The sequence below is a fragment of the Pyxidicoccus xibeiensis genome (genome assembly GCF_024198175.1).
Taxonomy (GTDB): Bacteria; Myxococcota; Myxococcia; order Myxococcales; family Myxococcaceae; genus Myxococcus; species Myxococcus xibeiensis.
Window position 1 is genome coordinate 1 of the sequence record NZ_JAJVKV010000043.1, and the last position, 2,840, is coordinate 2,840.

Consider the following 2,840-nt stretch of genomic DNA (forward strand, 5'->3'; position numbering starts at 1 on the left):
GCGCCTCCGGAGCGCGCAGCGCGCCCAGGGGCTCGCGCGTGGCGCTGAAGGGCAGCTCCACGTCGCCCGACGGCGCCTGGTTGAACTGGCCCAGGTAGTTGAAGAGCACCTGCGCCCGGGGCAGGGCCTGGAGGGCCTTCTTCCCCTCACCGCCCGCGAGGTGGCGCAGCAGGCCGTAGCCCAGGCCGCGCCGGGGCAGCTGGCGCAGCGTGTCTCGCACTGTGCGCAGCCGGTCTCCCAGGTTGGCCTTGCCCGAGACGTCGAGTGCCACGGGGTAGAGCGTGGTGAGCCAGCCCACCGTGCGCGACACGTCCACGTCATCGAAGAGCGCTTCGCGGCCGTGGCCTTCCAGCTCCACGCGCAGCTTCGACTGTCCCGTCCACTGCGTGAGGCTCTCGACCAGCGCCGTCAGCAGCACGTCGTTGATGTGGGCGCGCCACGCGGCGGGCGTCTCCTGCAACAGCAGACGCGTCTCTTCCTCGCCCAGCGAGACTTCCACCACGCGCGAGGAGGCGACGGTGGTTTCTCCCCCGGGCCCGTCGATGGGGAGCGCGGGCACCTGCACCTGGCCCTGCTCCAGCCAGTAGGCCAGCTCGCTGGCAATGTCCTCGGAGGTGGCGAAGGTGGAGAGCCGCGAGGCCCACGTCTTGAGGGAGGTGGACTTGGGCGGCAGGGCCACGGGACGGCCCTGGCTCAGCTGCACGTAGGCGGTGCCCAAATCCTCCAGCAGCGTGCGCCAGGAGACGCCGTCCACCGCGAGGTGGTGCACGGCCAGCAGCAGCTTCTGCTCCTGCTCCGGGCCGAAGTCGAAGAGGGCCGCGCGCAGCAGCAGGCCCTCGTCCAGCCTCAGGCTGGCGTGCAGCCGCGTGGCCTCGGCCTCCAGGGCCTTGGGCTGCTGGGCCTCGGGCGTGGAGGAGAGATTCACTCGCTCCAGACGCACGGGGGCCTCGAGGCCCGCGAGGTGCTGCCGCCAGGTGCCGTCCTGCTGGCGCGTGAAGCGCAGCCGGAGCGCGTCGTGGTGCGCGACGACGGCTTGCAGCGCCTTCTCCAGGCTCGGGACGTCCACCTTCTCGCTCGCGGCGAGCAGGAATGCCTGGTTGAAGTGGTGAGGCTGGGGAAGGTTGCGCTCGAAGAAGTCGCGCTGGATGGGCGTCAGCGCCACCTCGCCCAGCACCAGGCCCTGCTCGGCCTGCAGCGTGCCCTGCTGCTTCGCCACGCGGGCCAGGGCTTCCAGCGTCTGGTGCTGGAAGAGCTGGTTGGCCGCCAGGTGCAGCCCGGCCTGACGCGCGCGCGAGACGACCTGGATGGCGAGGATGGAGTCGCCGCCCAGCTCGAAGAAGTTGTCCTGCAGGCTGACGCGCGGCACGCCCAGCAGCTGCGCCCAGATGGCGGCCAGCGCCTTCTCCCGCGGCGTGCGCGGCTCGACGTAGTCGCCGGCCTCGCGGGGCTTCGCGTCCGGTGTGGGCAGGGCCTTGCGGTCCACCTTGCCGCTGGGAGACAGGGGCAGGGCGGGCAGCACCACGAAGGCCGAGGGCACCATGAACTCGGGCAGCCGCTCGGCGAGCGCGGCGCGCAGGGCCTTGGTGTCCAGCTCGACGGACGCGGCGGACGCCTGCGCGACGCCCGCGTGAGGGGCCGGCTCGGAAGAAGTGGCGGACGCCTGTGCGACGCTCGCGGTGTGCGGGGCCTGGGATTCCGGCTCGGCGGAGGCGGTGGGCACGAGGTAGGCCACGAGCCGTGCGCCACCGGGGCCGTCCTCGCGCACCACGACGACAGTGTCGGAGACTCCGGACTGCGCACGCAGGGCGGCTTCGATTTCACCCAGCTCGATGCGGAAGCCGCGCAGCTTCACCTGGAAGTCGGCGCGGCCCAGGTACTCGACGGTGCCGTCGGGCAGCCAGCGCGCGAGGTCTCCGGTGCGGTAGAGGCGCGCGCCGGGCGTGTCGCTGAAGGCGTCTGGGATGAAGCGCTCAGCGGTCAGCTGGGGCCGGTTCCAGTAGCCGCGGCCCACCTGGATGCCGCCGATGAAGAGCTCGCCGGAGACGCCCACGGGCGTCGGCTGGCCATGGGCGTCGAGGATGTGGATGCGGGTGTTGGCGACGGGGCGGCCGATGGGGACGCTGCGCAGCACTTCGCCGCGCGGGCACTCCCAGTACGTGACGTCGACGGCGGCCTCGGTGGGGCCGTAGAGGTTGTGGACCGAGGCTACCGGCAGCCGAGCGTGGGCCTTGTTGACGAGGTCGGCGGGCAGGGCTTCGCCGCTGCAGACGACGCGGCGCAGGTCCTTCAGTCCTTCCAGGCCCGGCTCCTCGACGAAGGCGCGGAGCATGGAGGGGACGAAGTGGGCGGTGGTGACGCGCTCGTCGGCCATGAGGCGCACGAGGTACGTCGGGTCCTGGTGGCCACCGGGACGGGCGAGCACCATGCGAGCGCCCGTCATCAGGGGCCAGAAGAACTCCCAGACGGAGACGTCGAAGCTGAAGGGCGTCTTCTGGAGCACCGTGTCCGCAGCGGAGAGGCCGTACTGCTGCTGCATCCACAGGAGGCGGTTGACGACGCCCTGGTGGGCATTCATCGCGCCCTTGGGGCGGCCGGTGGAGCCGGAGGTGAAGATGACGTAGGCCAGGGCCTCGGGGTCGGCCAGGGGCGCCGGACGCGAAGAGGGCTGGGACGCGACAGAGTCCCACTGCGTGTCGAGGCAGAGGACCTTCGAGTCGTGCGGCGGGAGGACGGAGGTGAGACGCTCCTGCGTCAGGATGACGGGCGCGGCGGTGTCCTCGAGCATCCACGCGAGGCGCTCGCGCGGGTAGGCCGGGTCCATGGGGACGTAGGCGGCGCCG

The 2,840-nt window shown here is 72.0% G+C and carries 1 protein-coding gene; it reads right to left on the reverse strand.

What is annotated here, in order from left to right:
* Positions 1–2,840, reverse strand: a 2,840-nt coding sequence (locus LXT23_RS49450) for an amino acid adenylation domain-containing protein (RefSeq protein WP_253987551.1), incomplete at both ends; no start/stop codon positions are given.